This is a genomic window from Sphingomonas sp. NCPPB 2930, from assembly GCF_042867205.1.
In the GTDB taxonomy this organism is placed as follows: domain Bacteria; phylum Pseudomonadota; class Alphaproteobacteria; order Sphingomonadales; family Sphingomonadaceae; genus Sphingomonas.
In genome coordinates this window covers 1-24251 of record NZ_JBHZQU010000017.1, presented here as the reverse complement: position 1 = coordinate 24251, position 24251 = coordinate 1, and the positions used below count along the sequence as shown (strand labels likewise).

The following is a 24251-nucleotide window of genomic DNA, read 5'->3' as shown; positions in this document are numbered from 1 at the left end:
ACGCCGCCAGAAGCGCGGGGCGGCGGTTTAGCGTGGCCTTCGACTTCGCTCAGGCTGAACGGGCGGTGGGGTAGGGGGCGCGGGGCCGGGCCCGCCATCCCCTCAGCCCTGCTTCGCCGCCAGTTCCGCCTTGCGCGCAGGCAGGGCGGCCAGGATCGCGCGGCGTTCCTCGGGCGGCTTGGCGCTCCAGTTCGAGATTTCGCGGATCGTCCGCGCGCAGCCCAGGCACCAGCCCGTCGCCTTGTCCATCGTGCAGACCAGCACGCAGGGGCTGGCGATGCTCGCGGGTTCCGGTTCGACGAAGCTGATGATGTCGAGCGACATGGGATCAGATCCCGAACGAGACTTTCAGGAAGTCCGGGATCGGGCCGTTCCAGCCGCCGTCATCGGGCGTCTCGTCGGCATTGGAGCGGCGGCGGTCGCGACGCCGGTCGTCGCCGCGCGGCGGGCGCGCATCCTGGAACCGGGGCTGCTCCTGCCGGGGCTCCGGCTCGCGGGTCGCGCGGGCCGGACGGGCGCGCGGCGCCTCCTCGACCGGCTCGGGGGCGGGGACGGCCTCGACCGGCGTCTCGGCGGCGCGCTGGCCGCGCTCGCGACGCGGACGGCGACCGGGGCGCTCCTCCTCGACGGGGGCGGGCAGTTCCAGGCGGTCGATGGTCTGGCCGGTCAGCTTCTCGATATTCTCGAGATTCTCGGCATCGTCGGGCGCGACGAAGGTATAGGCGGTGCCGGTCGCGCCGCCGCGACCCGTGCGGCCGATGCGGTGGACATAATCGTCCGGATGCCAGGGCGCGTCGAAGTTGAACACATGGCTGACGCCCTTGATGTCCAGCCCGCGTGCCGCGACGTCGGAGGCGACGAGGATGTTGATCTCGCCCCGTTTGAACAGCTCCAGCTCGGCCAGCCGCTGCGGCTGTTCCATGTCGCCGTGAATCTCGCCCGAGCGGAAGCCATGCTGCTTGAGCGACTTGTTCAGCTCGCGCACCGTCGTCTTGCGGTTGCAGAAGATGATCGCGGTGCGAACCTCCTCCTGGCCCAGCAACTGGCGCAGCCGCTTGCGCTTCTCGAACGACTGGGGCGCGACCGGCACGACGAACTGCGCGATGTTGATGTTGGTCGAGGCGGGACGCGCGACCTCGATCGTCTTGGGGCTTTCCAGGAACTTGTCGGCCAGCTTCTTGATCGGCGGCGGCATCGTCGCGGAGAAGAGCAGGGTCTGGCGCTGCTTGGGCAGCTTGGTGCAGATTTCCTCGATATCGGGGATGAACCCCATGTCGAGCATCCGGTCCGCCTCGTCGATGACCAGCATCGAACAGCCGGTCAGCAGGATGTTGCCGCGCTGGAACAGGTCCATCAACCGGCCCGGCGTCGCGATCAGCACGTCGACGCCCTTTTCCAGCGCCTTGATCTGGTCGCCCATCGACACGCCGCCGATCAGCAGCGCCATGGAGAGCTTGTGGTTGGCGCCGTATTTCTCGAAATTCTCCGCCACCTGCGCGGCGAGTTCGCGCGTCGGCTCCAGGATCAGGCTGCGCGGCATGCGCGCGCGGCTGCGCCCATGCGCCAGGATGTCGATCATCGGCAGGACGAATGAAGCGGTCTTGCCCGTCCCCGTCTGTGCGATGCCGATGATGTCGCGCATCATCAGGACGGAGGGGATGGCGGACGCCTGAATCGGTGTCGGCTCGGTATAGCCGGCATCGTGGACCGTCTTCAGGAGTTCATCGGAGAGGCCGAGATCGGCAAAGCTCATGCAGTTTTCCGGAATATGGCGTGGAGTGGGAATCGCCCCGCGCTCGCCCAGCAAGGGTAGGCGCTTGCGGATTTGACGGCAAAAGTCAAGTTTTTGCCGCGTTCGGATCGTGAATCACCCGGTTGCCGGACAGGGCGGCGATGGTCAGCGCGCCGGCGTCAGGGCGCGGAAGCGCTGGATATCGCAGGTGCCGCCCGCCCGCGTCCGGATCGGATCGCGTCGCGCGCAAATCTGGCCGTCGGCACCGGGGCGGATATAGAAGGTGGCATAATAGTCGATCTGCCGACAGGCGCGCGACAGATGGGCGCGCACCCGGTTGCCGCCCGCCAGGACGATGTCGACCGTCCCCTCCTCGCCGGGCAGCGCGCCCGCCAGTTGTTGCGCGGGGATGCAGCGGGGGCCCTTGCGCTCCTTCCACCGGATCGGCGTCATCGCGCGCATCGGGGTGCGCGGCACCCGGACGATGACCCGCTCGCGGATCATGACCTGGGCGAAGCGCCCTTGCGGAAATGACGGATCGGCCGCCCCCAGCAAGGCGGGCGTTACCAGCGTCGCCAGAGTGGCGGCGGCAAGTGTCCAAGGGCGGCGCAGCATGTCAGCGGGACCCGCTCATAGCAGCGATCGTTGAACACTTCCTGAACCTGTTTTAGCGGATGGGGCATGAATTCCAGCCAGACCGCCATGATCGCCGCGCTTCGCCCCCTGCTGGGCGACAAGGGGATCGTCACCGATCCCGAACGGATCGCCCCCTGGGAGATCGACTGGCGGCGGCGCTTCTCCGGCCATGCGCCCGCGATCCTGGCCCCCGCCGATACCGCGCAGGTCCAGGCGGTGCTGCGCGCGGCGGTCGAACACCGGGTGCCGCTGGTGCCGCAGGGGGGGAACAGCTCGATGGTCGGCGGGGCGACCCCGCCCGGGGACGGCTCGGCGCTGATCCTGTCGACCCGCCGGATGAACCGCATCCGCCGGATCGATGCGCAGGCGGGCATGGCGATCGCCGAGGCGGGGGTGATCCTGGCCGATCTGCACGACGCCGCCGAGGCGCAAGGGTGGCGCTTTCCGCTGACCCTGGGGGCAAAGGGCAATGCGACGGTGGGCGGGCTCGTCTCGACCAATGCGGGCGGCACGCAGGTCTTGCGCTTCGGGACGATGCGCGGGCTGACGCTGGGGGTGGAGGCGGTGCTGCCCGACGGGACGCTCTATGACGGGCTGTCCGCGCTGAAGAAGGACAATCGCGGCTATGACCTGGGACAGCTGCTGATCGGCGCGGAGGGGACGCTGGGCATCGTCACCGCCGCCGCGCTGCGGCTGGCCCCGGCGATCGCGGGCCATGCGACCGCCTGGGTCGGGCTGTCCGATCCGGCGGCGGGCCTGTCGCTGCTGCGCCGGTTGCAGGCCGCGACCGACATGATCGAAAGTTTCGAGATCCTGCCCGCCGAGAGCCTGGCCGCCGCCGTCGCGCATCTCCCCGGCGCGCGCGCGCCGCTGGCCGGGCCGCATCCCTGGCACGTGCTGATCGAGGCGGTGACGGGCGACCCCGCCGCCGATCCGGCCGCCATGCTGGAGGCGCAACTCGCCGCCGCGCTGGAGGACGGGGTGGTCGCCGATGCGGTGATCGCGGCATCGGACGCGCAGGGCGAGGCGTTCTGGCTGCTCCGCCACTCGCTGTCCGATGCCGAGCGCGCGCTGGGCCCGGCCGTCCAGCATGACATCGCGGTCCCGGTCGAGGCGATGCCGCGCTTCATGGTCGAGGCGGCGGCGGCGTGCGACGCGCGCTTCCCCGGCACCCATGCCTCGGGCTTCGGGCATCTGGGCGACGGCAATATCCATTTCCATGTCCGCGCCGCGCCCGGCACCGACCGCGACCGTTTCTATGCCGAACAGGCCGCGACCATCACCCGCTTCGTCCATGACCTGGTGACGGCGGCGGGCGGCACCATCTCGGCCGAACACGGCATCGGCCAGATGAAGCGCGACGAACTCGCCCGCCTCTCGCCCGAACGGGTCGCGGCGATCCGCGCCATCAAGACGGCGCTCGATCCGCACGGCCTGTTCAATCCGGGCAAGCTCGTCGCTTGCGCATAAGGCCCCGGCCCCATAGACACGAGGCCACGACACGCGGCCGGGGGGCTCGCGTGAACGCGTTTTTTGGAGATTATCATGGCCAGCGCGCCGTCCCTTCCGCTTTTCTATAACGGCCTGGAGCCGCTTTCGAGCGAGGCTCACGCCAATTACAAGGTCCGTCCGCAGGAAACGGCGCCCTTCCTCGCCGGCCAGCATGCCATCCCCGTCACGGTCGACGAATTCCCGCTGGTCCAGCGTTTCATGCCGATCGTCTTCTCGGTCGGCGAGGCGCCGATCCCGCTCGCGCTGATGGGCCTGAACGAGGGCGTCAACGTCTTCGTCAGCGACGAGGGCCGTCTGACCGAGACGAACTTCTACGTCCCCGCCTATGTCCGCCGCTATCCGTACATGCTGGCGCGCCTGCGTCCCGAGGCCGAAGAGCTGTCGCTGTGCTTCGACCCGACCTCGCCGACCATCGGCGCGTTCGACGACGGCGACGCGCTGTTCGACAATGGCCAGCCCAGCGAGCTGACCAAGAACATCCTGGCGTTCAACGAATCGTTCGAACAGGCCGGGGCCCGCACGCAGAACTTCATGGCCGAACTGGTCGAGATGGGCCTGCTGATGGACGGCGAAGTCTCGATCCAGCCCGACGGCGCGGAGCAGCCCTTCGTCTATCGCGGTTTCCAGATGGTCAATGAAGAGAAGCTGGTCGACCTGCGCGGCGACCAGCTGCGCAAAATGAGCCAGTCGGGCATGCTCCCGCTGCTCTATGCGCACCTCTTCTCGCTCTCGCTGATGCGCGACATCTTCTCGCGCCAGATGCAGCTGGGCAAGATGCCCCAGCCGCAGCTTCAGCCGATCGGCTAAGCCATGGGCGGGCCGGTCGCCGCGACGGCGCGGTACAGCCATGTCGCGATCGCCTTTCACTGGGCGATCGCGGTCCTGGTGGTCGCCAATCTGGCGATCGGCCTGCTCCACGAAAGCCTGTTGCCGGGGACCATCCCGCTGCACAAGGCGATCGGGTTGACCGTGCTGGCGCTGACCGTCGGCCGGATCCTCTGGCGGCTGGGCCATCGCCCGCCGCCGCTGCCCGCCGAGGTCCCGGCCTGGGCGCGCGGCAGCGCCCATGCGCTGCACATGACCCTCTATGCCCTGATGATCGTCATGCCGATGAGCGGCTGGGCGATGGGATCGGGCCGCGACGTCCCGCGCCCCGTCAGCTGGTTCGGACTGTTCGACGTGCCGCCTCTGCCCATCGGCAAGGCCGCCGCCGGGCTGGGGCATGAGGCGCATGAGATTCTGGGTTGGGCGATGCTGGCCCTGGTGGCGATCCATGTCGCGGCGGCGCTGCGCCATCACTATCTGCTGCGCGACGGCCTGCTCGCGCGCATGAGCTTCCGCACGCGCTGAGCTTTTCCTTCCCTGCACGGGGGAGGGGGGACCATGCGAAGCATGGTGGAGGGGTGTGGCCGCCTGAGACCGGTCGGCACCCTCGCAGAACGGGATACCCCTCGTCAGGCCGTCGCATCCCACGACCCGTTACGAAAAAATGACGAATTGCGGGGGGCGGGGTTGAACCAAATAGGCCCCTTCTTATTTATACCCTGTACGGCATCGTGTCCCCCCTTTCGCGGTGTCGTATGACACGCTTTCAGCGTGTCTCCTCCCTGAACCTTGGCCACCTCGCGCTCTCCCCCTTGCGCGAGGTGGTTTTTTATTCGGCGGCGAGCGGCAGGTCCTGCCCCAGCGCCTCGGCGCCAAGCGCGGCGATCACCCCCCGGACCAGCGCGACGGTGGCATCGAAGCCTTCGCCCGGCGATTCCAGCGCGGCATCGAGATAGAGCGAACGGTCCAGCTCCAGCTGGATCGCATGGATGCCGCGGCGGGGATCGCCGTGTCGCTCGACGATATGGCCGCCCGCATAGGGCGCGTTGCGGGTGACGGCGACGCCCAGCCCGCGCACGGCGGCCTCGATCCGGCGGACGAAACGGGGCTCGGCGGTCGTGCCGTGCCGGTCGCCGATCACCACCCGGGGGCTGACCGTCGCGCGGCCCAGCGGCGGCATCGAATGCAGGTCGAGCAGCACCGCCACCCCGAACCGCGCCCGGACCGCCGCCAGACAGGCCGCCAGCGCCTGGTGATAGGGCCGGTGGTCCGTCTCGATCCGGGCGACGATCTCGGCATCGGTGAAGCGCCGTGTCCAGATATCGCCATGACCGGCGGTCCGGCGCGGCACCAGCCCCAGCCCGCTGCGCAGCTTGGCCGAACTGCGCCCGCCGATCCGCGCGCCCGCATCGACCAGCGGATCGCGCTCGCCCTCGTCGCGGTTCAGGTCGATCCAGGCGCGCGGGGTGCGTTGCATCAGCATCGGCTCGTCGCCGCGCGCCGCCATCGCCACTCGGTCGATCAGCCGGTCCTCCAGCGCCATCAGCGCGGACGGCGGCACGCGCAGCGCGTCGACCAGCGCCGGGGAATAGTCCCGCCCGCCATGCGGCACCGACAGCACGACCGGACCGGCGGGCAGCGCCAGCCCGTAACCGTCATAGCAGGGGCCGGGGTTTGCTTGGGCCATTGGCGGGCGATCCTATGGCGGGCCGACAAGGCAAGCAATGGTCTGGAAATCTTAACGGCCTCGCCGCTAGAACGGCGGCCACATGAATCGGGATCAAGAGATGCTTCACATCCTGCTGGCCGAAGACGATGAGGTCATGCGCGAATATCTGACGCGGGCGCTGACCCGTTCGGGCTATCGGGTGACGGCGGTGGATCGCGGCACGGCGGCGATCCCGCTGCTGGAGAGCGAACGGTTCGACCTGCTGCTGACCGATATCGTCATGCCCGAGATGGACGGCATCGAGCTGGCCCAGCGCGCCGCCGTGATGGTGCCCGACCTGCGCGTGATGTTCATCACCGGCTTTGCGGCGGTGACGCTGAAGGCCGGGCAGGCGGTTCCCAACGCCCGCGTCCTGTCCAAACCCTTCCACCTGCGCGACCTGGTGATGGAGGTGGATCGCCTTTTTCAGACAAATTCGGTCGATGGTGCAATTTAGGGCTTGCCAGCCCCCCACACCCCGGCTAATTGGCCGGCCTCCGGCGGGCGTGTAGCTCAGTGGTAGAGCACTGTGTTGACATCGCAGGGGTCGCAAGTTCAATCCTTGCCACGCCCACCATCGAAAACCCCGCTAGGCCAACGGCTTAGCGGGGTTTTTGTTATGCTGTGCGGATCGACTGCCCGCTGGCCGTTTTTGGCGGATCCTATCCCCATGAGGGGTTTGGCGCTTTGTCGCGTATAGTCCTGTCATGACCGATCCCATCGACCACGATCTCGCCCGATTGTCGCGGGGCATGCCGCCCGCCGCGCTTGCGGATATGGAGCAGCGGGTCGCCGCGACGATCGCGGCGGCGCCCGTCCCTGTCGGAACGCTCTCGGCGCGGGGCATGGCGTTGTCGGCCGCCGCCGCCATGGTGCTGGGCCTGGCGGGCGGCGGCGTGATGGCCGGGCGGAGCGAGGCGCGCGAGCGGCCCGGGGCGGCGGTCGTCGCGCTGGGCGGGGGCCTGGCGCCGTCCACGCTGTTGCTGGGCCGGTGAGGGGCGAGATGCGCCGGGCGGTGCTGACCATGGTGATCGCCTTCGTCGCCGCGCTGGCCGGGGTGGCGATCGGATGCCGGTTGCTGATGCCTACCGAGCCGCAGGCGAGCGACATCCATACGCTCGTCCACCAGACAATCGCGCTCGACCCGGCGCAGGCGGTGGCGCTCGACCGGCTGGAGACGCAGTTCGCCGCCACGCGCGCCGCGCTCGACGCCCGGCTGCGCGGCGACAATGCCCGACTGGCGGCGGCGATCGAGGTGGAGCATCGCGACGGTCCCCGTGTGACCCAGGCGATCGACGCGGTGCATCACAGCATGGGCGACCTGCAAAAGGCGACGCTGGCGCATGTCTTTGCGATGCGCCGCGTGCTGCGGCCCGACCAGGCGGCGACCTTCGACCGGCTGGTGGTCGCCAAGCTGACCGATACGGGGCGGTGAGCCGCGATTATGCGGGCTTGTCCGACGGCGATCTGGTCGCGCTGGTGCGGGGCGGTCGGCCCGAGGCCTATGCCGCGATCGTCGCCCGGCACAAGGCGGCGCTGTATCGCCTGACCCTGGCGCATGTCCGCGACGCCGAGGAGGCGCTGGACCTGGTGCAGGAGAGTTTCGTCGCCGCGCACGGCGCGCTGGCGCGGTTCGATACGACGCGCAGCCTGCGCGCCTGGCTCAGCCGGATCGCGCTCAACAAATGCCGCGACTGGGCGCGGCGGCGGCGGGTGCGCGCGATGATCGCGCGGTTCCTGCCGGTCGAGGCGGCCGAGGCGGTGGCCGACGACCGGATCGGGGGCGAAGCGGCGGCGATCGAGCGCGACTCGCTGGCCCGCACGCTGGCCGCGCTGGACACGCTGCCCGAGGCCTTGCGCGCGCCGCTGATCCTGTGCGCGATCGAGGGGCTGAGCCAGGCCGAGGCGGCCGAGGCGCTGGGGCTGAGCGTGAAGGCGGTCGAACTGCGCATCCGCCGGGCCCGTACCGAACTGCGCGACAGAACCGGGTGAGGGGCGCACGCCGGGCCTGCGTATAAGGGGGCATGATCGATCCGAAGACGATGATGCGCCGCCGCGATCTGCTGGCGGGAGGGGCTGGGCTGGGCGCGCTGGTCGCGGTGCCGGGCTGGGCGCAGAGCCATGCGCATGGCCTGGATATGGCGCGCCCCGAGCTGAGCGGCCCAGACATCACCCTGACCATCGCGCGCCAGCATATGGTGATCGACGGCAAGCCCTATCACGCGATCGGGATCAACGGCTCGGCCCCGGCGCCGCTGATCCGGCTGCGCGAGGGGCAGCGCGCGCGGATCACCGTCGTCAACCAGTTGGACGAGGAAAGCTCGATCCACTGGCACGGGCTGCTCCTTCCCTTCCAGATGGACGGGGTGCCGGGGATCAGCTTTCCGGGCATTCCGGCGGGCGGGCGCTTCACCTATGAGTTTCCGGTCGTCCAGGCGGGGACCTATTGGTATCACAGCCATTCGGGGCTGCAGGAGCAGGAGGGGCTGTACGGCCCCATCGTCATCGATCCTGCCGGACCCGATCCGATCGCCGCCGAGCGCGAGCATGTCGTCCTGCTGTCCGATCACAGCGCGCTGCATCCGCATGCGATCTTCCGCCGCCTGAAATTGCAGGGCGGGTATTTCAACTATCAGAAACAGACCGTTGGCGGCCTGCTGGCGGGGCGCGACCAGCCCCTGGCCGAGCGGCTGCGCTGGGGCGCGATGCGGATGGACCCCAGCGACGTGTCGGACGTGACCGGCTCGACCTATCGCTATCTGGTCAACGGCCATGGCCCGGCGGACAATTGGACCGGGCTGTTCGCGGTCGGCGAGCGGGTGCGGCTGCGGCTGGTCAATGCGTCGGCGATGACGATCTTCAACGTGCGGCTTCCGGGGTTGGCGATGACCGTCGTGCAGGCGGACGGGCAGGATGTGCGGCCGGTCGCGGTCGACGAGCTCCAGATCGCGGTCGCCGAGACCTATGACGTGATCGTCACCCCGGCGGAGGACCGCGCCTATACGCTGGTTGCCGAGACCTGGGACCGGTCGGGCATGGCGCGGGCCACGCTGGCGCCGCGGATCGGCATGGTCGCGCCGGTGCCGCCGCTGCGCCCCCGGCCGCTGGCGACGATGAAGGATATGGGGATGGGCGGCATGGATCAGGGTGCCGCCGCCTGCTCGCCCGAACATGCCGCGATGGGGCATTGCCAGCCCGGCGGGGGCGGCATGGACCATGGGGCGATGAAGCACGGCATGCGCGACTTCGCCAACGCGCCCGGCCTGCCGCGCACGCCGGTCGTCCAGACGGTTTCGCCGATGCCAGTCGACCGCACGGGCGAGCCGCCACAGGGGCTGGCCGATGCCGGGCACCGGGTGCTGACCTATCGCGACCTGGCGAGCACCCGGCCCAATCCCGATCGCCGTACGCCCTCGCGCGCGCTGACCATCCATCTGACCGGCAATATGGAGCGCTATATGTGGGCGTTCGACGGGGTGAAGCTGAACGCCGTGACCGCGCCCATTCCCTTTCGTTTGAACGAGCGGGTGCGGGTCACGCTGGTCAACGACACGATGATGGCGCACCCGATCCATCTGCACGGCCACTTCTTCGAGCTGGTGACCGGGCATGGCGATCATGCCCCACGCAAGCATACGGTCAATGTCGCGCCGGGGGGCACCGTCACCTTCGACCTGACCGCCGATGCCGAGGGGGACTGGGCGTTCCACTGTCACCTCCTCTATCACATGCATGCGGGCATGATGCAGGTGGTGACCGTCCGGCCCGATCCGGCGACGAAGGGAGATGCGGCATGATCCTGCTGTCGCTTCTGCTCGCCGATCCGATGATGCAGCATCAGGGCATGGCGATGCCCGGCATGGCGATGCCGATGGCCGCCCCGAAGCCCGCCGCGCTCCGCAAGCCGGGCAAGGCCAGGCCTCGGAAAAAGGCCACCCGCGCCCCGCACGCCGCGCTGGGCCAGGCCGGAATGGCGCATCATGCCATGGAGCATAAGGCGGCGGCTTCGGCCTGCTCCCCCGAACATGCGGCGATGGGCCATTGCCAGGCGACCCCGGCCATGGAAGCAGGTGCGGTCGATCCCGCCGCGATGCCCGGCATGGCGATGGGGGCGGAGGCCTGTCTGCCTGAACACGCCGCCATGGGCCACTGCAAACCTGCACCGGCGGCCGAGACCCGCGCAGCCGACACCGCTGCGATGCCCGGCATGGCGATGGGGGCGGCGGCCTGTCCGCCCGAGCACGCGGCGATGGGCCATTGCAAACCCGCACCGGCGGCCGAGACCCGCGGCGCCGATTCCGCCGCGATGCCCGGCATGGCGATGGGGACGGAGGCCTGTCCGCCGGAACATGCCGCGATGGGCCACTGCCAGCCCACTGCCACCCCGGCGGAATTGGTGGGCCATGCCCCGCCGCCGCCCGCACCGACGACGCGCGCGGCGGATCGCTACTACGACCCCGCCGTCATGGCCGTCGCCGACCGCCGAATGCGGGCGGAGCATGGCGGCATGGCCTTTCACCAGATCCTGTTCAACCTGGCCGAGATTCAGGTCCGCGACGGGCGCGACGGCTATCGCTGGGACGGGGAGGGCTGGTTCGGCGGCGACATCCACCGGCTGGTGGTCAAGAGCGAGGGCGAGGGGGATTTTCGCGACCGGGTCGGCGCGGCGGAAGTGCAGGCGCTCTATGCCCGCGCGATCGATCCCTATTGGAACCTCCAGGCGGGCGTGCGGCAGGATGTCGGCACCGGGGTAAGGCGCACCTATGCGGTCGTCGGGGTCGAGGGGCTCGCCCCCTATTGGTTCGATGTCGAGGGCGCCTTGTTCCTGTCGGACAAGGGCGATGTGCTGGCCCGCGCCGAGGCCTGGGTGGACCAGCGGATCACCCAGCGGGCGATCCTGCAACCGCGCATCGAGGTCAATCTCGCCGTGCAGGACGTGCCCGACCAGCGGATCGCGGCGGGCGTCTCCGATATCGAGCTGGGCCTGCGCCTGCGCTACGAGATCGCCCGCGAATTCGCTCCCTATGTCGGGGTGAACTGGGAACGTCGCTATGGCCCCGCCCGTGGCAGCGGCGCGGCGCTGGCGCTGGGCATCCGCAGCTGGTTCTAGCGCCGGATCGCCATTCCGCGATGCCTTTCCTTCCCTCGCCCCTCGCAGAGGGGAGAGGGTTGCGCAGACTTGGCCTTTGCGAAAGCAAAGGCTTAGTCGGAGCTGGGTGAGGGGTGGGCGCTCGCGAAGCGAGCGCGCGAGCCTTTGGGCTCGCTCAACCCCTCACCCAAGCTGCGCTAGCCAGCAGGCTGGCAAGCTTCGCTAACCCTCTCCCCTGTCCAGGGGAGAGGGAAGAAGAAGATATCTCGAATGGTCATTGGCCTCAGGCCGGTCGCGGCAGACCGGCGCAGGGTTCAGCCATGGTCGGGCCATTCGGTATCGATAACCAGCAACAGCCGGTCCTCGCCACTGCCCGCGATTGGGGGGGAGCGGTGGATGATCGCCCGGTCGCCCGCGCGCTCGCGGCCCTTGAACAGGCCGACATCGCCCGGCGCCAGCGCGCGGGGCGGGGACTGTGGATCGGCGCCATGGGGCAGCCACTGGGTCGCCTGCCCGCAATAGGTGGTGATCATCCTCAGCGCGACATAGTCGGCATGGAATTTCCAGCAGCCATTGCCCGTCACCCGCTCGATACGGATCTCGACCCGGTCCTCGCCGGTCAGCGTGGCATAAAGCCGGGCCAGCGTCTCGACATCGCGGGCGAGCCCGTCATGCCAGTCCTGCGGAACCGTATCCGCCAGCGCGGCCAGCACCTTCGCCGCGACCGATCCGGCATCGGCCGCGAAGCGCAGCGCCGGAAACTCCGCCAGATCGGGCCGGGGCAGCGGCGACGCGCGTTCCCATATCGCCAGCGTCACCGCCGGATCGTCGATCGTGCCCAGGACGCTGGAGTCGTGTCCCACACGGACATGATCGGGGAGGGCGAGGGGCGCGGTGTGGAGCAGGTCGAGGGAAGGGGACAAGGGCAGGATACTCGGCTAAATGGTATGATGTATCGTACCATGTCGTACCCATTGGCGAAAGATGCCGCCGCTGCAAAGCAGAAGGGGGCGGCACCTTGCGGCACCGCCCCCCTGTTTTCGAACGAGGATCGTCCGGTATCAGCCCGCGTCCTCGTCGGGGAAGGCGTTGGTCGGCTTCGAACCCCAGACCGCGTAGAACAGGATGTAGAGCTCGCACACCGCGGTCAGTAGGAACGACTGCTGCAACCCGTAATGATCGGCCAGCCAGCCATGCACCGCGACCAGCGCGCCGCCCGCGATCGCCATGATCAGCAGGCCCGAGCCTTCCTCGGTCAGCGGGCCGAGGCCGCGAATGCCCAGCGTGAAGATGGTCGGGAACATGATCGAGTGGAACAGGCCGACCAGGATCAGCGACCACATGGCGATGTGACCATCGGCGAACACGGTGACCAGCATGGTCAGGAACGCGCCGATCGAGAAGACCGCCAGCACCGCGCCCGCAGGCACCTTCTGCATGATCGCCGAGCCGACGAAGCGGCCGACCATCATCCCGCCCCACAGCAGCGTCAGGTAACGGCCCGCCGCCTCGGTGGTCATGTTGCCGATGTCGGGGCGGCTGACGAAGTTGACGAACAGGTTGCCCACGCCGATCTCGGCGATCAGGTAGATGAAGATCGCGCCGATGCCGAACACCAGGTTGCGATGCTTCCACAGCGAATGGTTCTTGCGCTCCTCCTTGGCGATCCGGCTGGTCGCCGAACCCATGGCGGGCAGCGGGAAGCGCGCGATGACGAGCGCCAGCACGACCAGAACGATCGCGACCAGGCCATAGGGCAGGACCACCGCATGCGCATCGGCCAGGCGTTCGGCCTGGGTCAGCGCCTCACCGGCCTGCGCCGTGCCGCCCTTGGACCGGCCGAGGATCAGATAGGCGCCGAACAGCGGGGCCAGCATCGTGCCCATCGAGTTCATCGCCTGGACGAGATTGAGGCGCGACGACGCCGTGTCCGCCGGGCCCAGCACCGCGACATAGGGGTTGGCCGCGACCTGGAGCAGGGTGATGCCGCTGGCGATCACGAACAGCATCAGCAGCGTGACGCCATAAGAGGGCAGCGATGCCGCCAGCATCATGCCGACCGCACCCGCCGCCATGATGAGCAGGCCCGTCACCAGCGACTTCTGGTATCCGATCCGCTCGATCAGCTTGGCCGAGGGGATGGAGGCAAAGAAATAGGCGATGAACCAGACGCTCTCGATCAGCGAGGCCTGGAAATAGCTCAGCTCGAACACGCTGCGCAGGTGCGGCAGCAGCGTCCCGTTGATGACCGTGATGAAGCCCCACATGAAGAACAGGCTGGCCAGCAGCGCCAGTGCGGAGCCGTATCTGCCCCCTCCCGCGGCTGGCGACGCGCCGTTGGCGCGGGAAACGACGGGTGCGGCCATGCAATCCTCTCCTTCGGGCCGGTAATCTCGCGAAAAACTGTTCGCAGACCGGCTTGCTCCTGATATTTTGTCTGACTATAGTGACGCAAAAGGCGCGTCAATGGCGTCTGGCGACGAAAGGGTGAGGCATGTCGAGGGCGTCAATCAAGACCTTTTTCACGTTGGTAGCGGTAACGTCCGTAATGAGTTCGACTGCGGCCCTGGCGGGCGAGGTGAAACGCGCCCCCGCCGGGCAACTGGCCGATGGTGCCGCAATCGAGGCGGTGACCCTGACCAACAAGGCCGGGCTGTCGGCGCGCGTCCTGACGTACGGCGCCACGTTGCAGTCGGTCATGGCGCCCGACCGCGACGGCAAGCTGGCCGACGTCCTGCTCGGCTATGACAAGGCCGACGATTATGTGAACCATCCCAATTTCTTCGGGGTGACGGTCGGCCGCTTCGCCAACCGGATCGGCGGCGGGCGCTTCACGCTCGACGGGCGTCCCTATCAGCTGACGCTGAACGACAAGGTCAATTCGCTACACGGCGGGACCAAGGGCTTCGACAAGCATCTGTGGAAGATCGTGTCGATGAAGGACGGCCCGACCGCCAGCGTCGTCATGGCGCTGACCAGCCCCGATGGCGACCAGGGCTATCCGGGCAAGGTCGATGCGACCGTCACCTATTCGCTCGACGAGGCGGGGGCGCTGACCATCGCGTTCGAGGCGAAGACCGACAAGCCGACCATCGTCAACATGACGAACCACGCGATCTTCAACCTGAACGGCGAAGGCTCGCCTTTGGGTGCGACCTTCCACAAGCTGACCATCCCGGCGACGACCTATACCCCGGTCGACGCCAAGCTGATCCCGACCGGCGAGCGTCGTCCGGTCGCGGGCACCGTCTTCGACTTCCGCAGCCCGCGCGTGGTCGCCGACGGCATTCGCGACGGCAACGACCAGCAGATCCGCTATGGCCAGGGCTACGACCATAATTTCGCGCTCGACAAGGGGCTGACCGCCACGCCGCAGCTGGCGGCCCGGCTGGAGGACCCCGCCTCGGGCCGCGTGCTCGAAGTGCTGTCGACCGAACCGGGCGTGCAATTCTATACGGGCAATTTCCTCGACGGTACCTATGTCGGCAAGAAGGGCCATTTGTACCGCATGGGCGACGGCATCGCGCTCGAGCCGCAGAAATTCCCCGATTCGCCCAACAAGCCCGATTTCGTCTCGCCGCGCGTCGATCCCGGCAAGCCCTACCGGCATACCATGATCTACCGCTTCTCCACCGTTCGCTGACCGAAAGCCTGACATGACCGACACGCCCAAACTGCGCAGCCGCGCCTGGTTCGACAATCCCGAGAATATCGACATGACCGCGCTCTATCTGGAGCGGTATCTGAACTTCGGCCTGTCGCTGGAGGAGCTTCAGTCGGGCAAGCCGATCATCGGCATCGCGCAGACCGGCTCGGACCTGTCGCCGTGCAACCGCCATCATCTGGTGCTGGCCGAGCGGGTGCGCGAGGGCGTGCGCGAGGCGGGCGGCATCGTCCTGGAATTCCCGGTCCACCCGATCCAGGAAACCGGCAAGCGCCCGACCGCGGGCCTCGACCGCAACCTGGCCTATCTGGGGCTGGTCGAGGTGCTGTACGGCTATCCGCTCGACGCGGTGGTGCTGACCATCGGGTGCGACAAGACGACCCCGGCTGCGCTGATGGCCGCCGCCACCGTCAACATCCCGTCGATCGCGCTGTCGGTCGGGCCGATGCTCAACGGCTGGCACAAAGGCGAGCGGACCGGCTCGGGCACCATCGTCTGGAAGGCGCGCCAGATGCTGGCGGCGGGCGAGATCGACGATGCGGAGTTCATCCGCCTGGTCGCCTCGTCGGCGCCGTCGACCGGCTATTGCAACACCATGGGCACCGCGACCACGATGAACTCGCTGGCCGAGGCGCTGGGCATGTCGCTGCCCGGCTCGGCCGCGATCCCCGCGCCGTATCGCGATCGCCAGGAAGTCGCGTATCTGACCGGCAAGCGCATCGTCGAGATGGTGAACGAGGACCTCAAGCCCTCCGACATCCTGACCAAGGAAGCCTTCCACAACGCGATCAAGGTGAACTCGGCGATCGGCGGCTCGACCAACGCGCCGATCCACCTCGCCGCCATCGCACGCCACATCGGCGTCGACCTGCCCGTGCAGGACTGGGAGACCGAGGGGCACAAGATCCCGCTGCTCGTGAACCTGCAACCGGCGGGCGAATATCTGGGCGAGGATTATTACCGCGCGGGCGGCGTGCCCGCCGTGGTCAACCAGCTGATCGAGCAGGGGCTGATCCACGAGGGCGCGATGACCGTCAACGGCAAGACCATGGGCGAGAATTGCCGGGGCGTCGCGATCGAGGACGAAAAGGTCATTCGTCCCTTCGCCCAGCCGCTGAAGGAAGAGGCGGGCTTCATCGTCCTGTCGGGCAATCTGTTCGACGCCGCCGTGATGAAGACCAGCGTGATCTCGGAGGAGTTCCGCGAGCGTTATCTGTCCAACCCCGACGATCCCGATGCCTTTGAAGGTCCGGCGGTCGTGTTCGACGGGCCGGAGGATTATCACCACCGGATCGACGATCCCGCGACCGGCATCACGCCGCAGACGCTGCTGTTCATGCGCGGCGCGGGGCCGATCGGCTATCCGGGCGCGGCGGAAGTCGTCAACATGCGCCCGCCCGCCTATCTGATCACCGAGGGCGTGCACTCGCTGCCCTGCATCGGCGACGGGCGTCAGTCGGGCACCTCGGGTTCGCCCTCGATCCTGAACGCCAGCCCGGAAGCGGCGGCGATGGGTGGCCTGGCGCTGATCGAGACCGGCGACCGGGTGCGCATCGACCTGAACAAGGGCACCGCCAACATCCTCATCTCCGACGAGGAACTGGCCGAGCGTCGCAAGACCCTCGCGGCGGCGGGCGGGTATAAATATCCCGCGTCGCAGACCCCGTGGCAGGAAATCCAGCGTTCGGTGGTCGGCCAGATGTCGACCGGCGCGATCCTGGAGGGGGCCGAGAAGTATCAGCGCATCGCCCAGACCCAGGGTCTGCCGCGCGACAACCATTGATCGGGCGCAGGCACTGATCGGGTGCAGGAAAGTCGGGCGGGATCCATCCCGTCCGGCCGCCCGGCGGGGGATCGGCCCTTTCGTCTAGCTGTTCTCGAGCCAGGCCAGGGCGGCGTCGTAGGACAGGAAGGCGTCGATATTGGGTAGCTGGTAATTCTGCCGGACCTGCATCTTCAGGGGGCTGGAATCGACGACCAGCGCCAGCCGGTCACCGGGCTGATAGAATGCCATGATGCCGTCGCGCATCACCTGGACCATCGTGATCGGCATGATGGGGGTGCCGCGTCGATCGACCAGCACCCTGGCATGGCCCCACTGCGCGCGCGATGCGTCGAGGAAGGGCTGGAAGCAGGCCCAGTAACGGTCGGCGATCTCGACGGTCCACGCGGTTCGCGTCCGGACCTGAATGATGAAGCGCTCGTCCAGCCAGACGGAGAATCCGGGGTCGTCGATTCGCATGGTCCTGTTTCCCCCCTCCGGCACCAGATGGCATGGCGTCGCTATCCAAGTGGTTAAAACCAAAATGGACCCATTGGGAATGACCCAAATGTCGCTATGGCGATGACGGCTGGACGACGGCGAGCGCCTCTTGACCTGAACCGGGCGGCACTCGATACCGCTAACAAAAATCGCGGAGAGTAAGACATGGCAAGCAATTCCACTCCTCTGATCGATGCCCTGCCCGAGGATTGGCGGACGGGCCGTTTCGTCGGCCGTATCGATCGCGGCGAGGGGCCATGTCCTATTTTGGTGCAGGGCGGGGAAGTTTTCGACATGAGCCGCGTCGCCCCGACCGTTTCGGCGCTGATCGCGGCCGGTACGATCGAGGCCGGGCAGGGGGAATCGCTGGGCGATCTGGGCGACCTGAACCTGTCCCCCGAGGAAGGCGCGGCCAATCGCCTGCTCTCGCCGATCGATCTGCAATGCGTGAAGGCGGCGGGCGTGACCTTCGCCGTGTCGGCGCTGGAGCGGGTGATCGAGGAGCGCGCGCGCGGCGACCATGCCAAGGCGGCGGGGCTGCGCGCCACGCTGGAACAGGCGCTGGGTGGCAATATCCGCTCGGTGGTGCCGGGCTCGCCCGAGGCCGCGCAGCTGAAGGATGCGCTGATCGCCGAGGGGCTGTGGTCGCAATATCTGGAGGTCGCGATCGGCCCGGATGCCGAGATCTTCACCAAGTCGCCCGTGCTGTCGACCGTGGGTTGGGGCATGCCGGTCGGGGTCCGCTCCGATTCGACCTGGAACAACCCGGAGCCCGAGGTGGTGCTGGTCGCCGACGCGCATGGCAAGGCGGTCGGCGCGACGCTGGGCAACGACGTCAACCTGCGCGATTTCGAGGGGCGCTCGGCGCTGCTGCTGGGCAAGGCGAAGGACAACAACGCCTCCTGCTCGCTCGGGCCGCTCGTCCGGCTGTTCGACGACGGCTTCACCATGGACGATGTCCGGTCGAGCGAGGTCAAGCTGACCATCACCGGCGCCGACGGCTATGTGCTGGAAGGCGCCAGCTCGATGGACCAGATCAGCCGCGATCCCGAGGACCTGCTGGGCCAGGCGCTCAGCGAGCATCATTATCCGGACGGCCTCGTCCTGTTCCTCGGCACGCTGTTCGCGCCGACCCAGGACCGTGACGAGCCCGGCCGCGGCTTCACCCACAAGGTCGGCGACACCGTCGTCATTGCCAACCCGCGTCTGGGCACGCTGGTCAATCCGGTGATGACCAGCGCCGACGCCCCGGCCTGGACCTTCGGTCTGGGCGACCTGATGCGCAACCTGGCCAAGCGTGGCCTGTTGTGACGGAGACTCAAGACATGTTGCAGAAGACCAGCGCCGCCGATCTGGTCGCGCGCTATCCCAGCCTGACCGACAAGCGGGTGATCGTGACCGGCGGCGGCTCGGGGATCGGCGAGGGGCTGGTCGAGGCGTTCGTCGCGCAGGGCGCCCGCGTCGCCTTCGTCGACATCGCCGAGGAGGCGAGCCGGGCGCTGGTCGAGCGGCTGTCGGGCGATGCCCGCCATGCGCCGATCCATCACCGCTGCGACCTGACCGATCTCGACCATCTCAAGACGATCTTCGCCGAGCTGGAAGAGGCGCTGGGCGGGGTCGACATCCTGGTCAACAATGCGGGCAATGACGACCGCCACAGCATCGCGGACGTGACCCCTGCCTATTGGGACGAGCGGCTGAACGTCAACCTGCGCCACCAGTTCTTTGCCGCGCAGGCGGTGATCCCCGCGATGAAGCGCGCCGGTGGCGGCGCGATCCTGAACTTCGGGTCGATCAGCTGGCACCTGGGCCTCAACGACCTGGTCCTCTACCAGACGTGCAAGGCCGCGATCGAGGGCCTGACCCGCAGCCTGGCGCGCGACCTGGGGCGCGACAATATCCGCGTGAACACCATCGTGCCGGGCAACGTCCAGACGCCGCGCCAGGAAAAATGGTACACGCCCGAAGGCGAGGCGGAGATCGTCGCGGCCCAGTGCCTCGACGGGCGCATCCAGCCCGCCGATGTCGCGGCGCTGGTGCTGTTCCTGGCCTCGGACGATGCCAGGATGTGCACCGGCCACGACTATTTCATCGACGCCGGTTGGCGCTGACAGACCGGGCGAGAGCATAGGAGAGAGTGATGCAGCAGGCCGAACATTGTCTGACCGTGGGTGCGACGCTGGGCGAGGGCCCGATCTGGGTCGACGGCCTGCTGTGGTTCGTCGATATCAAGCAGCAGCGCATCTATGCCCATGATCCGGTGGCGGGCACGCTCGAGCACTGGAACTCGCCCGAAATGGTCGGCTGGGTGGTGCCGGCGCAGCGCGGCGGATTCGTCGCCGGGCTGAAGTCGGGCCCGCATCACTTCGATCCCGCGACCGGCGGGTTCGAGCGTATGGCCGAGGTCGATACGCATCTCCCCGCCAACCGCCTGAACGATGCGTGCGTCGACGGGCAGGGGCGGATCTGGTTCGGCACGATGGACAATGACGAAACCGCGCTGTCGGGCCGTCTGTTCAGCTGGGTCGCGGGACTGGTTTCGCCGTCCAGCGCCGATGCGGTGTGCATCACCAACGGTCCCGCCATCTTGCCCGACGATTCGACGCTCTATCATGTCGACACGCTGGGCAAGGTCATCCTGGCGCACGCGATCCTGGCGGACGGGACGCTCGGCCCCGCGACCGAGTTCGCGCGCTTCGGCGATGCGGACGGTCATCCCGACGGCGCGATCTGCGATGCCGAAGGTGGGGTGTGGGTCGGCTTTTACGGCGGTTGGGCGGCGCGGCGTTACGGCCCCGACGGCGTGATGACCGACGAGGTGCGCTTCCCCGTGTCCAACATCACCAAGATCGCGCTGGGCGGCCCCGACGGCCGCACCGCCTATGCCACCACCGCGCGGCAGGGCCTGTCGGACGAGCAACTTGCCGAGCAGGTCCAGGCGGGCGACATCTTCACCTTCCGGGTCGCGGTCCCGGCCAAGCCGCTCCACCGCGCGGCCTTCTGACCCCCATCTCCGAACCCGGCGTCTCGGGTGGCCCGCTCCTGAACGGGGGCGGGCCTTCTACCCTTCCATCGCGCTGCGGGTATCCTCCAGCGCCAGATCGACGAGCAGCCGCATGGCCTCTCCCGCGCCCTCGACATCGCCCGCGGCGATCGCGTCATAGACCTTCACATGGTCGGGCACCGGATTGCGGGGCAGCGCGCGCGACCGCTGCTTGAACTGGGTGGTCCAGGCGACCGCCGCGCCGATGCTGGCGGTCAGCACGACCAGCGCATCGTTGCGGGTCGCGGCCAGCACGGCGTTGTGGAATTCGCGGTCCGCCGTGCGCCCCGCCTCGGTCGCCAGCGTGTGGCGGCGCATCGCGGCCAGCGCGTCGCGCATCTCCTTCAGGTCGGCCTTGTCGCGTCGCTCGGCCGCCAGCCGCGCGGCGGCGGGCTCGACGATCGACCGCAGCTCGAACAGGCTGCGCACGAACTGGATGTCGGGCTCACCCGAAAAGGCCCAGGCGAGCACATCGGGGTCGAGCAGGTTCCAGCGGTTGCGCGGCAGGACGCGGGTGCCGGTCTTGGGACGGCTTTCGACCAGCCCCTTGGCGCTCAGCACCTGCACCGCCTCGCGATAGGCGCTGCGCGACACGTCGAGCGCCTCGGAAAAGGCGACCTCCCCCGACAGCGTGTCGCCGGGGCGATATTCGCCCGACACGATCGCCGCGCCCAGCTTGTGCGCGATCGCGCCGTGCAGACGGCGGCCGGTGCCGCGCCGGGTCTTGGGTGCGGGAACCTCGGAATCGGCCGGGGACTCGACCGGGGAATCGACCAGGGGTTCGGGCGCGGCGTCCCCGTTCGTCATCATGTCATCCATCGATCGTACCTCTCCGCCCCTATCCTCGCGCATTACCTTTAACATTGCCATCGCTCCGTCAAACGAATATGTCGGAGTAATATAAAGGAGCTTCCCCCTATGACCGATTTCCGCTCGATCGACGCCGCCACCGGACAGCCGGTGGGCGACGCCTTTGCGGTGCACGGACCGGCCGATGTCGATGCGGCCTGTGCCGCAGCAGAGGAGGCGTTCGACGTCTATCGCGCCACCAGCCGCGAGGAGCGCGCCGTGTTCCTCGACAGGATCGGTGCCGAGATCATGGCCATTGGCGACGATCTGATCCAGGCGGCGATGCGTGAAAGCGGTCTGCCGCGCGCGCGTCTGGAGGGCGAGCGCGGCCGCACGGTCGGCCAGCTCGGCCTGTTCGCCAAGGTGCTGCGCGCCGGGGCCTATCTCCAGGTCCGTATCGACCCCGCCCTGCCCGACCGCCAGCCGCTGCCGCGCCCCGATCTGCGTCTGCGCATGGTGCCGCTGGGCCCGGTCGCGGTGTTCGGCGCGTCCAACTTCCCGCTCGCCTTCTCGACCGCCGGTGGCGACACCGCCTCGGCGCTGGCCGCCGGTTGCCCGGTGATCGTCAAGGGCCATCCCGCCCATCCGCAGACCGGCGCGCTGGTCGCCGCCGCGATCGAACGTGCGGTCGAGGCCTGCGGCCTGCCCAAGGGCGTGTTCGGTCATCTGACCGGCCCCAGCAACGAACTGGGCGGCGCGCTGGTCCGTGATCCGCGCATCGCGGCGGTCGGCTTCACTGGCTCGCGCGCGGGCGGCCTGGCGCTGCTGAAGATCGCGCAGGAGCGGCCGATCCCGATCCCCGTCTATGCCGAGATGTCCAGCATCAACCCGGTCGTGCTGATGCCCGAAGCGCTGAAGGCGCGCGGAGCGGCGCTGGGCACCGCCTTTGTCGGCTCGCTGACCATGGGCGCGGGCCAGTTCTGCACCAATCCGGGCCTGTTGCTGGCGATCGAGGGCGAGGGGCTGGACGGCTTTGTCGAGGCGGCGCGCACCGCGCTGACCGAGGCGGCGGCGCAGACCATGCTGACGCCCGGCATCCACGCCGCCTATACCAAGGCGTCGGAGTCGCTGGCGAGCCACGACAAGGTCGAGACGGTTGCGAAAGGAAAGGTGGGCGAGGGCGTCACCGCCGGTCGCGCCGCCTTCTTCCAGACCACGGCCGAGGCGTTCCTCGCGGACGAGGCGCTGGGTCATGAGGTGTTCGGCGCGTCGTCGATCCTGGTCCGCTGCCGCGACGAGGCGGAGCTGATCGCGGTGCTCAAGGCCGCCGAGGGTCAGCTGACCGCGACGATCCAGATGGACGAGGGCGATACCGACATGGCCGCGCGGCTGGTGCCGGTGCTCGAGCGCAAGGCGGGGCGGATCCTGGCCAATGGCTGGCCGACCGGCGTCGAGGTGGCGCATGCCATGGTCCATGGCGGCCCGTTCCCCTCGACCTCGGACGCGCGCACGACCTCGGTCGGCAGCCTGGCGATCGATCGCTATCTGCGGCCGGTGTCGTACCAGAATCTGTCAGCCGCGCTGCTGCCGCAGGATCTGAAGGACGAAGCGGCGGGCACGCTGCCCCGTCTGGTCGACGGCCAGCCGGGCTAAGGAATGGCGGGGCGCGTCCCGAACCGGGGACGCGCCCCTTTTTGTTGAAAGACGATAAGGGGAGGAATTCATGGCTGATCGCCTGTTGCAGCACCGCGCACCCGATGGGACCCGTTCGGTCATTCTGGCGCGGGGCGACCAAGCGGCCTTCGTGCCGGGTATCGACACGGTCATCGCATTGGCGCAGCGTGCCATTGCCGGCGGGCAGTCGCTGCTCGACACCGCGCTGGCCTGCGGCGAGGGCGTGGCCGTCGATCTGAAGGCGGAGCTGGCGGCGGGCCATCTGATCGCGCCGATCGACCATGAAGACCCCGCGCACTGCGTCATGACCGGCACCGGCCTGACCCATCTCGGCTCAGCCGAGGGGCGCGACAAGATGCACCGCGACGCGGCGGCCGCCGCGCACCAGACCGACTCGATGCGCATGTTCCTGGAAGGCGTCGAGGGCGGCAAGCCCGGCGAGGGCCAGGTCGGCCAGCAGCCCGAATGGTTCTACAAGGGTGACGGCTCGCAGCTGGTCGGCCCGGGCGACGCGCTCGAAATGCCCGCCTTTGCGCAGGATGGCGGCGAGGAGCCCGAGCTGGCGGGCATCTATCTGATCGGCCCCGACGGCACGCCGCATCGGCTGGGCCTGTGCCTCGCCAACGAGTTCTCGGACCATGTGACCGAGCGGCACAATTATCTCTGGCTCGCGCACAGCAAGCTGCGCCCCGCCGCGCTCGGCGCCGAACTGCTGCTAGGCGACGTGCCCGAGCATATCGAGGGGACCAGCAAGGTCGTCCGCGACGGCGAGACGCTGTGGGAAAAGCCGTTCCTGTCGGGGGAGGCCAACATGTCGCACAGCCTGGCGAACCTCGAGCATCATCACTTCAAATATGCGCTGTTCCGCCGTCCGGGCGACGTGCACGTCCACTTCTTCGGTACGGCGACCCTGTCGTTCGCCGACGGCATCCGGACGCAGGAAGGCGATGTGTTCGAAATCGCTGCGGCACCCTTCACCTTGCCGCTCGCCAACCCGCTGGCGCGGACCGAGGACAAGCCGGTGACGGTCGGACGTCTCTGATCGTCCCGATTCCCGGCTGAAATGCTACCAGGGGCGTCCTTTCCAAACGGGAAGGGCGCCCTTGTTGCGTCTGGCGCGAGTGATTCTGGTTGGCGATTCGGGTCTGCGACGTCTGGGGTGGGATAAGGTTCCGGCTGGTATGGGGCTGGTGGCGTGATGCAAATCGTTGTTTTTCGGTATTTTTCCCGAATTTTTTCAGAAAAGTGAAAATCTGTTGTTGACGGTTCGGGGCAACCCCGCCTAGAGGGGTTTCACCGCAGCGGTGGCCGACACG

Annotated in this window: 24 protein-coding genes and 1 tRNA gene; 17 read left to right on the top strand and 8 right to left on the bottom strand. The window is 68.3% G+C overall.

Annotated features, from left to right (window positions below; translation table 11 throughout):
• Positions 1-102 precede the first annotated feature (102 nt).
• From ACFX59_RS15785 to ACFX59_RS15775, 3 genes are all read right to left on the bottom strand, one after another.
• The gene (locus tag ACFX59_RS15785; RefSeq protein ID WP_309690770.1) at positions 103-324 is read right to left on the bottom strand and encodes a DUF1289 domain-containing protein; all 222 of its coding nucleotides are present in this window, start codon (positions 322-324) and stop codon (positions 103-105) included.
• A 4-nt stretch (positions 325-328) separates the two neighbouring features.
• The gene (locus ACFX59_RS15780; RefSeq protein ID WP_387433549.1) at positions 329-1753 is read right to left on the bottom strand and encodes a DEAD/DEAH box helicase; all 1425 of its coding nucleotides are present in this window, start codon (positions 1751-1753) and stop codon (positions 329-331) included.
• Positions 1754-1897: 144 nt separating this feature from the next.
• Positions 1898-2347 (bottom strand): hypothetical protein, encoded by a 450-nt coding sequence (locus tag ACFX59_RS15775; RefSeq protein WP_387433547.1) that lies wholly within the window; start codon positions 2345-2347, stop codon positions 1898-1900.
• 66 nt (positions 2348-2413) lie between these two features.
• Here ACFX59_RS15775 and ACFX59_RS15770 point away from each other — a divergent pair, with 66 nt between their 5' ends.
• From ACFX59_RS15770 to ACFX59_RS15760, 3 genes are all read left to right on the top strand, one after another.
• A complete protein-coding gene (locus ACFX59_RS15770) occupies positions 2414-3838 on the top strand; it encodes an FAD-binding oxidoreductase (protein ID WP_387433545.1) in 1425 nt (474 codons plus the stop codon).
• A 75-nt stretch (positions 3839-3913) separates the two neighbouring features.
• Complete coding sequence (locus ACFX59_RS15765) at positions 3914-4687, top strand: SapC family protein (RefSeq protein ID WP_307101322.1); 774 nt, start codon at positions 3914-3916, stop codon at positions 4685-4687.
• Positions 4688-4690: 3 nt separating this feature from the next.
• Positions 4691-5230 (top strand): cytochrome b, encoded by a 540-nt coding sequence (locus tag ACFX59_RS15760; RefSeq protein WP_387433543.1) that lies wholly within the window; start codon positions 4691-4693, stop codon positions 5228-5230.
• A gap of 304 nt (positions 5231-5534) precedes the next feature.
• Here the strand turns inward: ACFX59_RS15760 and ACFX59_RS15755 are convergent, their stop codons facing one another.
• Complete coding sequence (locus tag ACFX59_RS15755; protein ID WP_387433540.1) at positions 5535-6392, bottom strand: N-formylglutamate amidohydrolase; 858 nt, start codon at positions 6390-6392, stop codon at positions 5535-5537.
• Positions 6393-6492: 100 nt separating this feature from the next.
• Here ACFX59_RS15755 and cpdR point away from each other — a divergent pair, with 100 nt between their 5' ends.
• The 7 genes from cpdR (at position 6493) to ACFX59_RS15720 (ending at position 11523) form a co-directional block, all read left to right on the top strand.
• Positions 6493-6870 (top strand): cell cycle two-component system response regulator CpdR, encoded by a 378-nt coding sequence (gene cpdR / locus ACFX59_RS15750; protein WP_307104665.1) that lies wholly within the window; start codon positions 6493-6495, stop codon positions 6868-6870.
• A gap of 45 nt (positions 6871-6915) precedes the next feature.
• Positions 6916-6990: transfer RNA gene (locus ACFX59_RS15745), tRNA-Val, on the top strand.
• Positions 6991-7120: 130 nt separating this feature from the next.
• On the top strand, positions 7121-7408 hold the full coding sequence (locus tag ACFX59_RS15740; protein ID WP_387433538.1) for a hypothetical protein: 288 nt from the start codon (positions 7121-7123) through the stop codon (positions 7406-7408).
• Positions 7409-7416: 8 nt separating this feature from the next.
• A complete protein-coding gene (locus tag ACFX59_RS15735) occupies positions 7417-7848 on the top strand; it encodes a periplasmic heavy metal sensor (RefSeq protein WP_387433535.1) in 432 nt (143 codons plus the stop codon).
• On the top strand, positions 7845-8405 hold the full coding sequence (locus ACFX59_RS15730) for an RNA polymerase sigma factor (RefSeq protein WP_387433532.1): 561 nt from the start codon (positions 7845-7847) through the stop codon (positions 8403-8405). The genes ACFX59_RS15735 and ACFX59_RS15730 overlap by 4 nt, the downstream gene beginning before the upstream one ends.
• A gap of 32 nt (positions 8406-8437) precedes the next feature.
• Positions 8438-10210, top strand: coding sequence for a copper resistance system multicopper oxidase (locus tag ACFX59_RS15725; protein WP_387433530.1), 1773 nt, complete (start codon positions 8438-8440; stop codon positions 10208-10210).
• The gene (locus tag ACFX59_RS15720) at positions 10207-11523 is read left to right on the top strand and encodes a copper resistance protein B (protein WP_387433527.1); all 1317 of its coding nucleotides are present in this window, start codon (positions 10207-10209) and stop codon (positions 11521-11523) included. The genes ACFX59_RS15725 and ACFX59_RS15720 overlap by 4 nt, the downstream gene beginning before the upstream one ends.
• Before the next feature lie 293 nt (positions 11524-11816).
• Here the strand turns inward: ACFX59_RS15720 and ACFX59_RS15715 are convergent, their stop codons facing one another.
• Both ACFX59_RS15715 and ACFX59_RS15710 read right to left on the bottom strand, forming a co-directional pair.
• On the bottom strand, positions 11817-12425 hold the full coding sequence (locus ACFX59_RS15715) for a DUF1826 domain-containing protein (RefSeq protein WP_387433525.1): 609 nt from the start codon (positions 12423-12425) through the stop codon (positions 11817-11819).
• 138 nt (positions 12426-12563) lie between these two features.
• Positions 12564-13868 (bottom strand): sugar MFS transporter, encoded by a 1305-nt coding sequence (locus tag ACFX59_RS15710; RefSeq protein ID WP_307101306.1) that lies wholly within the window; start codon positions 13866-13868, stop codon positions 12564-12566.
• Between the two features lie 182 nt (positions 13869-14050).
• Between ACFX59_RS15710 and ACFX59_RS15705 the strand changes: the two genes are divergently transcribed.
• Complete coding sequence (locus ACFX59_RS15705; protein ID WP_387433522.1) at positions 14051-15145, top strand: aldose epimerase family protein; 1095 nt, start codon at positions 14051-14053, stop codon at positions 15143-15145.
• A gap of 13 nt (positions 15146-15158) precedes the next feature.
• Positions 15159-16949 (top strand): IlvD/Edd family dehydratase, encoded by a 1791-nt coding sequence (locus ACFX59_RS15700; protein WP_309690711.1) that lies wholly within the window; start codon positions 15159-15161, stop codon positions 16947-16949.
• A gap of 84 nt (positions 16950-17033) precedes the next feature.
• Here ACFX59_RS15700 and ACFX59_RS15695 read toward each other — a convergent pair whose 3' ends face one another.
• Positions 17034-17408 carry a hypothetical protein gene (locus ACFX59_RS15695; RefSeq protein WP_387433520.1) on the bottom strand — a complete coding sequence of 125 codons (375 nt, stop codon included), beginning with the start codon at positions 17406-17408 and terminating at the stop codon, positions 17034-17036.
• Positions 17409-17594: 186 nt separating this feature from the next.
• Between ACFX59_RS15695 and ACFX59_RS15690 the strand changes: the two genes are divergently transcribed.
• From ACFX59_RS15690 to ACFX59_RS15680, 3 genes are read left to right on the top strand one after another with little or no spacing between them, the layout of a single operon-like run.
• Positions 17595-18740 carry a fumarylacetoacetate hydrolase family protein gene (locus tag ACFX59_RS15690; protein WP_387433517.1) on the top strand — a complete coding sequence of 382 codons (1146 nt, stop codon included), beginning with the start codon at positions 17595-17597 and terminating at the stop codon, positions 18738-18740.
• Between the two features lie 14 nt (positions 18741-18754).
• A complete protein-coding gene (locus tag ACFX59_RS15685) occupies positions 18755-19540 on the top strand; it encodes an SDR family NAD(P)-dependent oxidoreductase (protein WP_387433515.1) in 786 nt (261 codons plus the stop codon).
• Between the two features lie 29 nt (positions 19541-19569).
• Positions 19570-20433: an SMP-30/gluconolactonase/LRE family protein gene (locus ACFX59_RS15680; RefSeq protein ID WP_387433512.1), complete on the top strand. Its 864-nt coding sequence runs from the start codon at positions 19570-19572 to the stop codon at positions 20431-20433.
• 57 nt (positions 20434-20490) lie between these two features.
• Here ACFX59_RS15680 and ACFX59_RS15675 read toward each other — a convergent pair whose 3' ends face one another.
• Positions 20491-21279 (bottom strand): FadR/GntR family transcriptional regulator, encoded by a 789-nt coding sequence (locus ACFX59_RS15675; protein ID WP_387433510.1) that lies wholly within the window; start codon positions 21277-21279, stop codon positions 20491-20493.
• A gap of 111 nt (positions 21280-21390) precedes the next feature.
• Here ACFX59_RS15675 and ACFX59_RS15670 point away from each other — a divergent pair, with 111 nt between their 5' ends.
• A complete protein-coding gene (locus tag ACFX59_RS15670; RefSeq protein ID WP_387433508.1) occupies positions 21391-22914 on the top strand; it encodes an aldehyde dehydrogenase (NADP(+)) in 1524 nt (507 codons plus the stop codon).
• A gap of 70 nt (positions 22915-22984) precedes the next feature.
• The gene (gene araD1, locus ACFX59_RS15665) at positions 22985-23977 is read left to right on the top strand and encodes an AraD1 family protein (RefSeq protein WP_387433506.1); all 993 of its coding nucleotides are present in this window, start codon (positions 22985-22987) and stop codon (positions 23975-23977) included.
• Positions 23978-24251: the final 274 nt, after the last annotated feature.

Bases quoted from the DNA above. Each gene is read 5' to 3' on its own strand.
- ACFX59_RS15785 (WP_309690770.1), bottom strand. From the start codon at position 324: ATGTCGCTCGACATCATCAGCTTCGTCGAACCGGAACCCGCGAGCATC.
- ACFX59_RS15780 (WP_387433549.1), bottom strand. From the start codon at position 1,753: ATGAGCTTTGCCGATCTCGGCCTCTCCGATGAACTCCTGAAGACGGTC.
- ACFX59_RS15775 (WP_387433547.1), bottom strand. From the start codon at position 2,347: ATGCTGCGCCGCCCTTGGACACTTGCCGCCGCCACTCTGGCGACGCTG.
- ACFX59_RS15770 (WP_387433545.1), top strand. From the start codon at position 2,414: ATGAATTCCAGCCAGACCGCCATGATCGCCGCGCTTCGCCCCCTGCTG.
- ACFX59_RS15765 (WP_307101322.1), top strand. From the start codon at position 3,914: ATGGCCAGCGCGCCGTCCCTTCCGCTTTTCTATAACGGCCTGGAGCCG.
- ACFX59_RS15760 (WP_387433543.1), top strand. From the start codon at position 4,691: ATGGGCGGGCCGGTCGCCGCGACGGCGCGGTACAGCCATGTCGCGATC.
- ACFX59_RS15755 (WP_387433540.1), bottom strand. From the start codon at position 6,392: ATGGCCCAAGCAAACCCCGGCCCCTGCTATGACGGTTACGGGCTGGCG.
- cpdR (WP_307104665.1), top strand. From the start codon at position 6,493: ATGCTTCACATCCTGCTGGCCGAAGACGATGAGGTCATGCGCGAATAT.
- ACFX59_RS15740 (WP_387433538.1), top strand. From the start codon at position 7,121: ATGACCGATCCCATCGACCACGATCTCGCCCGATTGTCGCGGGGCATG.
- ACFX59_RS15735 (WP_387433535.1), top strand. From the start codon at position 7,417: ATGCGCCGGGCGGTGCTGACCATGGTGATCGCCTTCGTCGCCGCGCTG.
- ACFX59_RS15725 (WP_387433530.1), top strand. From the start codon at position 8,438: ATGATCGATCCGAAGACGATGATGCGCCGCCGCGATCTGCTGGCGGGA.
- ACFX59_RS15720 (WP_387433527.1), top strand. From the start codon at position 10,207: ATGATCCTGCTGTCGCTTCTGCTCGCCGATCCGATGATGCAGCATCAG.
- ACFX59_RS15710 (WP_307101306.1), bottom strand. From the start codon at position 13,868: ATGGCCGCACCCGTCGTTTCCCGCGCCAACGGCGCGTCGCCAGCCGCG.
- ACFX59_RS15705 (WP_387433522.1), top strand. From the start codon at position 14,051: ATGAGTTCGACTGCGGCCCTGGCGGGCGAGGTGAAACGCGCCCCCGCC.
- ACFX59_RS15700 (WP_309690711.1), top strand. From the start codon at position 15,159: ATGACCGACACGCCCAAACTGCGCAGCCGCGCCTGGTTCGACAATCCC.
- ACFX59_RS15695 (WP_387433520.1), bottom strand. From the start codon at position 17,408: ATGCGAATCGACGACCCCGGATTCTCCGTCTGGCTGGACGAGCGCTTC.
- ACFX59_RS15690 (WP_387433517.1), top strand. From the start codon at position 17,595: ATGGCAAGCAATTCCACTCCTCTGATCGATGCCCTGCCCGAGGATTGG.
- ACFX59_RS15685 (WP_387433515.1), top strand. From the start codon at position 18,755: ATGTTGCAGAAGACCAGCGCCGCCGATCTGGTCGCGCGCTATCCCAGC.
- ACFX59_RS15680 (WP_387433512.1), top strand. From the start codon at position 19,570: ATGCAGCAGGCCGAACATTGTCTGACCGTGGGTGCGACGCTGGGCGAG.
- ACFX59_RS15675 (WP_387433510.1), bottom strand. From the start codon at position 21,279: ATGACGAACGGGGACGCCGCGCCCGAACCCCTGGTCGATTCCCCGGTC.
- ACFX59_RS15670 (WP_387433508.1), top strand. From the start codon at position 21,391: ATGACCGATTTCCGCTCGATCGACGCCGCCACCGGACAGCCGGTGGGC.
- araD1 (WP_387433506.1), top strand. From the start codon at position 22,985: ATGGCTGATCGCCTGTTGCAGCACCGCGCACCCGATGGGACCCGTTCG.